Below are 6294 nucleotides of genomic sequence, written 5' to 3'. Positions count from 1 at the left end.
GGTAGGTATTGATGACATCGGTCTCGCAGTAATCGCGAATCTCGGCGCTCTTGCCGGCCTGCCAGGCCTCCCAGACCTTGCCACCATCCATCCCGAGCTTGCCGGGGAAGCCATAGAGCTTGGCCAGATCGTCGAGCGGCGCGTTGGCGCGGGCGTTGTAGAGGGCCAGTAGATCCATGAGATCGAGATGGCGCATGTGGTAGCGGCTGATGTAGTTGTTCCACTTGAAATCACGCGAATCGGCGTAGTCGCCGTCGCCGAGATCCCAGTAGCGCGGCGCCGCGACACCATGCAGCATGCCGCGGTAGTGCAGCACCGGCAGGTCAAAACCGCTGCCATTCCAGGAAACGATCTGCGGGGTAAATTTCTCGATGCCGTCGAAAAAGCGCTGGATGATCGCGCCTTCGTTGAGGTCAGGCTCGGACAACGACCAGACTTTCAGCCCCTCACCGGTGCGCAGCACGCAGGAAATGGTGACGATGCGCTGCAGGTGCAATTGCAGGAAGTCATTGCCGGTCTTGGCGCGCCGCTGCTGGAAGGCGAGCTCGGCGACCTCCTCGTCGGAAAGCTCGGCCGGCAGCTCGTTCAGGCGGCGCAGGCCGGCGACATCGGGAATCGTCTCGATGTCGAAAACGAGGACTGGTTTCATGCTGCGCTTCTCATGCCGGAAAGACGCCGGTCGACAGGTAGCGGTCGCCGCGGTCGCAGACGATGGTGACGATCACGGCATTTTCCAGTTCACGGGACAAGCGCAAGGCTACGGCCAGGGCGCCACCGGAGGAAATACCGGCAAAGATGCCCTCTTCCATCGCCAGCCGGCGCGTCATGGCTTCGGCATCGGCCTGGCTAACGCTTTCCACACGGTCAACCCGATTTTTATCGAAAATTTTAGGTAGGTAAGCTTCCGGCCATTTGCGGATGCCGGGAATCTGGCTGCCGTCTTCCGGCTGGCAACCGACGATCTGGATGGCCGGATTCTGCGTCTTGAGGAAAGCCGACGTCCCCATGATGGTGCCGGTCGTTCCCATGCTGGAAACGAAGTGGGTGATCTTGCCATCGGTGTCGCGCCAGATTTCCGGGCCGGTACCTTCGTAATGGGCCAGCGGATTATCCGTGTTACCAAACTGGTCGAGGATGATGCCCTTGCCTTCGTCACGCATTTTCTCGGCGACGTCGCGGCATAGCTCCATGCCGCCATCCTTGGGCGTCAGCACCAGTTCGGCGCCGTAGGCCCGCATGCTCTGGCGCCGTTCGATGCTCTGATTCTCGGGCATGACCAGAATCATCTTGTAACCCTTGATCGCCGCCGCCATGGCCAGCGCGATGCCGGTGTTGCCGGAGGTCGCCTCGATCAGCGTGTCACCGGGCTTGATGTCGCCGCGCGCTTCGGCGTGGACGATCATCGACAGCGCCGGGCGGTCTTTCACCGAACCGGCCGGGTTGTTGCCTTCGAGCTTGGCCAGAATGACGTTGTTGCGCTGGTCGTTGTCGGCGCCCGGGATGCGGACCAGACGAACCAGCGGCGTGTTTCCAACAAAATCCTGCAGGGTTTTATACATTTTTATGGAGCCACTCGATGTATTGGGAGACGCCCTCCTCGACCGTGGCCATCGGCGCAGCGTAGCCGGCGTTGCGCAGGCGCGTCAGATCGGCCTGGGTGAATGCCTGATACTTGCCTTTCAGCGCCTCGGGGAAGGCGACGTATTCGAGCAAGCCCTGTGCCCGAAGTTCGTCGAGTCCCAATGGCGCTTCGCTTTTTGCCTTGCGACAGCCGTTGACCGCAGCAACCGCGACATCATTAAAACTCTGCGCCCGACCGGAACCGAGGTTGAAGATGCCGGACTTTTCCGGGTGATCAAGGAAGTACAGATTGACCTTGGCGACGTCGCCGACGAAAACGAAATCACGCATTTGGCCGCCGTTCTCGTAGCCGTGCGAGCCCTCGAACAACTTGACCTTGCCGTCGGCCTTGAACTGGTTGTAGTTGTGGAAAGCCACCGATGCCATGCGCCCCTTGTGCGTTTCGCGCGGGCCATAAACATTGAAGTAGCGGAAACCAACGATCTGCGACGACGGATTCTGCGCCAGCTTCTGGCGAACGATCTGGTCGAACAGGAACTTCGAGTAGCCGTAAACGTTGAGCGGCCCTTCGTACTGCCGCTCTTCCTTGAAGATATTGCTGGCGCCATAGGTGGCGGCGCTGGAGGCGTAGAGGAACTGGACATCCTGATCCAGACACCAGTCGAGCAAGATCGAGGAGTAACGGAAGTTGTTTTCCATCATGTAACGACCGTCGGTTTCCATGGTGTCCGAACAGGCCCCCTCATGGAATATGGCCTCGATCTCGCCATCGAAATGGCCCGCCTGAATGCGCGCAATGAAATCGTTCTTGTCGATGTAATCGGCAATTTCGCAATCGATCAGGTTCTTGAACTTGTCGGCCTTGGTCAGGTTGTCGACCGCGATGATCTTCGTAACGCCGCGCTCGTTGAGCGCCTTGACGATATTGGAACCGATGAAGCCGGCAGCGCCGGTAACGACTGTGTACATGATTATTCCTTACAGGGCGGCGGCAAGTTCTTCACGGCTGACCACGGCAGTTCCAAGTTTGCCGACGACGATGCCGGCGGCAATGTTGGCGACACGAATGGCTTCGGCCCACTCGGCGCCGGCCGCGATCATGACGGCGAGCGTGGCGATCACCGTATCGCCAGCACCGGAAACATCGAATACTTCGCGCGCCAGGGCTGGCTGATGGTGGATATCATCGGCAAACAGGGTCATCCCCTCTTCGCTGCGGGTAACCAGCAAGGCTTCGAGGCCGAGTTCGCCGCGCAACTTGCGCGCCTTGGCAGCCAGTTCCTCGTCCGACGACCAGCGCCCGACAACCTCCTTCAACTCAGCGCGGTTCGGCGTAATCACGGTAGCGCCAGCATACTTGCCCCATTCGTCACCCTTGGGATCGACGAGGACCGGCTTATCGTGGGCGCGCGCGATGCGAATCATCTCGGCGATATGCCTCAACCCGCCCTTGCCGTAGTCGGAAAGGACCACCACATCGGACTGGGCGACCCGGGTTTCGAAATCGGCCAGCTTGGCCTGCAGCACTTCGTGCGACGGTGTCGTCTCGAAATCAATGCGCAGCAGTTGCTGCTGACGACCGATGACGCGCAACTTCACAGTGGTATCAATCTCACGGTCAACGTGCAAATTGGCATCAATTTGACCTTCTTCGAGCAGGCGGCCGAGGGTACGCCCTGCCTCGTCGTCACCGACCACCGACAGCAAGGCCGAAACAGCACCGAGCGAGGCCGCATTGCGGGCAACGTTGGCCGCCCCGCCGAGGCGTTCTTCCATCCGCCGAACCTTGACCACCGGCACCGGCGCTTCCGGCGAAATCCGGCTGACCTCGCCGAACCAGTAGCGGTCGAGCATGACATCGCCGACCACGAGAAGGCGAATCTGCGAAATTTTTTCCAGCATGCTAGGCATTGATCAGCGGCCGATGGCGAAATATTCGACGCCCGATGCCCGGACGAATTTCGGGTCGTACAGGTTGCGGCCGTCGAACACCACCGGGTTCTTCAAGCTTGCCTTGATGGCATCAAAGTCCGGACTGCGGAACTCTTTCCATTCGGTAACGATCAGCAGCGCCTCGGCATCAGTCAGCGCGCCCATCGGGCTCTCGGCATAGCTCAGACGCGGGTCATCACCGAAAATACGCTGCGTTTCATGCATGGCGACCGGATCGTAGGCCGTCACCGTGGCGCCGGCGGCGAACAAGTCGGCGATCAGTTCACGACTCGGCGCCTCGCGCATATCGTCGGTATTCGGCTTGAAAGCCAGACCCCACAGGGCGAAATGCTTGCCCTTGAGATCACCGAAACGCGCCTTCAGCTTGCGGGTCAGCACGTGCTTCTGGGCATCGTTGGCCGCCTCGACGGCAGTCAGCACCTTGAGGGTAACGTCGGCATCGTCCTTGGCCGTCGCGATGAGCGCCTTGACGTCCTTCGGGAAGCAGGAGCCGCCGTAGCCGCAACCGGGGTAAAGGAAGTGGTAGCCAATGCGCGGATCGGAGCCAATGCCCTGACGGACCATTTCAATATCGGCACCCAGCACTTCAGCCAAATTGGCCAGTTCGTTCATGAAGCTGATGCGCGTCGCCAGCATGGCGTTGGCGGCATACTTGGTCAGTTCAGCGCTCTTCACGTCGGTAATGATGACGCGCTCATGATTGCGCTGGAAGGGCGCGTAAAGGGCACGCATCAGATGGATGGCCTGCTCTTCTTCGGCGCCGACGACAATGCGATCCGGGCGCATGAAGTCTTCAACAGCCGCCCCTTCCTTGAGGAACTCGGGATTGGAGACGACGCTGTAGGGAATATCAACACCGCGCTTGGCCAGTTCGTCAGCAATCGCCGCCTTGACCTTGGCGCCGGTACCAACCGGCACGGTGCTCTTGTCGACGATGACCTTGTAGTCGGTCATCAGACGGCCGATGTTGCGCGCCGCACCGAGGACGTACTGGAGGTCAGCCGAACCATCTTCATCAGGCGGCGTTCCGACAGCAATGAACTGAATGGTGCCGTGCCGAACGGCTTTTTCGACATCGGTGGTGAAGTGCAGGCGGCCGGCGGCAACATTGCGGCGGACCATCTCCTGCAAACCGGGTTCAAAGATCGGAATGCCACCTTCTTCGAGAATGCGAATTTTCTCGGGATCGACGTCCAGACAGAGAACATCATTGCCCACTTCAGCCAGACAGGTGCCACTAACCAGACCGACATAGCCGGTGCCGACAACGGTGATTTTCATAAGGCTTCCTACAAGGATTGATCGAATTCTTCACTGCGGCGCGGCGGATAGGTTTCCCAGCCACCACAGGCCGGACAACGCCAATAGAACTGGCGGGCCTTGAAACCGCAATTATCGCATCGATAGCGCGACAGACGTTTCGTGTAGCCCTGGATAATCGTCCTCGCTAATTCGACATCCGGACGAACCTCCGGCGCCACCAGGGGCAAGCGTGCGCTCATCAGTTTTTCCAGGCCAAGCAAGGTCGGATTGCGCTGCAACTCGGCCCGCACCAGGCGATAGGCTGCATCGACACCTTCGCTTTCAAGAACCAGCTGATAGACCACCTCAAGCAGATCAAGCGAGGGATAACGTTCGAGATAACCGCTCAACAGCGCGATGCCTTCAGCCAGCCGTTCCAGCTTGCGATAGGCCTCAAGCAGTCGCTGAGCAACCAGCGCCAGATAAGCCGGATCTTGCTGCTCGATACGCTGCCAAGCCTCGATAGCAGCATTGACATCGCCCTCTTGCAACAACAAATCCCCCTGCAGGAGGCTGGACCGTACACACTTCCGATTCTCCCGGGTGGCAACGTCAAGATATTCGCGCGCCGAATCCGGCCGAGAACGCATGATTTCGCTGGCCGCCAACTCACAGTAGTACTCGGCAATGTCCCGATGCGAGGCGACATCCGGCAACTCACGAGCGATCTGAACAGCCTTCAGCCACTCCTTCTCGACTTGATAGATTTCCAGAAGATTGCGCTTGGCCTCCTCCTCAAAGTCGGTTCCCAACAATTTGTTGAATATCTCTTCAGCCCGATCGAGCAAGCCCGCTTTCAGATAATCCTGCCCAAGCTCAGACAGGGCCTGCAAACGCACCTTGTCGTCAAGATCAGGCAAGTCAATCAGGTTCTGGTGCATGCGGATGGCCCGCTCCGTTTCGCCGCGCCGACGAAACAGGTTACCGAGGGCAAAATGCAGCTCAACAGTCTGCGAATCGACCTTGGCCACTTCCAGAAAGGAATCGATCGCCTTGTCCGGCTGCTCATTGAGCAGAAAATTCAGCCCCTGAAAATAGGAACGGGGCAAGGCGCGTGACTCATGCACGACTTGTTGCATGTCGACGCGGGCAGCGATCCAGCCCAGAGCAAAAAAGGCCGGTATCAGCAGGAGCTGCCAGTATTCGAAAAATTCGTTCATGCGCGGGGCGGCACTTCCGGAGTAAGCGAAGCCGGCTTCCGCAGAGCCTCACGCTTCAGGCGCGATATTTCACGACGTTGCCGAAAAATGACGCCAAGCAGCGAGAGCGCGCCAAGTATCACGCCACCAATAAAAAACACCAGCAACGCGATCACCAAGGGCGTCTGCCAGACAGTTCCTGGTAGAAGGCGAAGGCTGGCCGGATCGGTGTTCTGGGTCGCAAAAACAACCAGAAAGACAAAAATAATGGCTCTTATGGCCCAGGTCAGTGCTGTCATGACATTCAATAAAAAAGGGC

Annotated in this window: 7 protein-coding genes; all 7 read right to left on the bottom strand. The window is 59.0% G+C overall.

From position 1 onward, the window contains the following. The coding region (locus ADADOO_RS16705) for a 3'-5' exonuclease (protein ID WP_511278640.1) at positions 1-649 on the bottom strand (649 nt) is incomplete at its 3' end. Positions 650-659: 10 nt separating this feature from the next. Continuing rightward, positions 660-1559, bottom strand: a complete 900-nt coding sequence (gene cysM / locus ADADOO_RS16700) for a cysteine synthase CysM (RefSeq protein WP_511278639.1) — start codon at positions 1557-1559, stop codon at positions 660-662. After that, entirely contained in the window at positions 1552-2550 is a 999-nt protein-coding gene (gene rfaD / locus ADADOO_RS16695; protein ID WP_511278638.1) for an ADP-glyceromanno-heptose 6-epimerase, read from the bottom strand. The genes cysM and rfaD overlap by 8 nt, the downstream gene beginning before the upstream one ends. A 9-nt stretch (positions 2551-2559) precedes the next feature. Next, on the bottom strand, positions 2560-3492 hold the full coding sequence (rfaE1, locus tag ADADOO_RS16690) for a D-glycero-beta-D-manno-heptose-7-phosphate kinase (RefSeq protein WP_511278637.1): 933 nt from the start codon (positions 3490-3492) through the stop codon (positions 2560-2562). A gap of 3 nt (positions 3493-3495) precedes the next feature. After that, positions 3496-4815 (bottom strand): UDP-glucose dehydrogenase family protein, encoded by a 1320-nt coding sequence (locus ADADOO_RS16685; RefSeq protein ID WP_511278636.1) that lies wholly within the window; start codon positions 4813-4815, stop codon positions 3496-3498. 8 nt (positions 4816-4823) lie between these two features. Continuing rightward, entirely contained in the window at positions 4824-5996 is a 1173-nt protein-coding gene (lapB, locus tag ADADOO_RS16680) for a lipopolysaccharide assembly protein LapB (RefSeq protein ID WP_511278635.1), read from the bottom strand. After that, the gene (locus ADADOO_RS16675) at positions 5993-6274 is read right to left on the bottom strand and encodes a LapA family protein (protein WP_511278634.1); all 282 of its coding nucleotides are present in this window, start codon (positions 6272-6274) and stop codon (positions 5993-5995) included. Before ADADOO_RS16675 ends, lapB begins: the two co-directional genes overlap by 4 nt. Positions 6275-6294: the final 20 nt, after the last annotated feature.

It is taken from the genome of Azonexus sp., from assembly GCF_036170495.1.
Lineage (GTDB): Bacteria > Pseudomonadota > Gammaproteobacteria > Burkholderiales > Rhodocyclaceae > Azonexus.
The sequence above is the reverse complement of the archived record's forward strand: the minus strand, read 5'-3'. Positions and strand labels throughout refer to the sequence as shown.

Bases quoted from the DNA above. Each gene is read 5' to 3' on its own strand.
- rfaD (WP_511278638.1), bottom strand. From the start codon at position 2,550: ATGTACACAGTCGTTACCGGCGCTGCCGGCTTCATCGGTTCCAATATC.
- rfaE1 (WP_511278637.1), bottom strand. From the start codon at position 3,492: ATGCCTAGCATGCTGGAAAAAATTTCGCAGATTCGCCTTCTCGTGGTC.
- lapB (WP_511278635.1), bottom strand. From the start codon at position 5,996: ATGAACGAATTTTTCGAATACTGGCAGCTCCTGCTGATACCGGCCTTT.
- cysM (WP_511278639.1), bottom strand. From the start codon at position 1,559: ATGTATAAAACCCTGCAGGATTTTGTTGGAAACACGCCGCTGGTTCGT.
- ADADOO_RS16675 (WP_511278634.1), bottom strand. From the start codon at position 6,274: ATGACAGCACTGACCTGGGCCATAAGAGCCATTATTTTTGTCTTTCTG.
- ADADOO_RS16685 (WP_511278636.1), bottom strand. From the start codon at position 4,815: ATGAAAATCACCGTTGTCGGCACCGGCTATGTCGGTCTGGTTAGTGGC.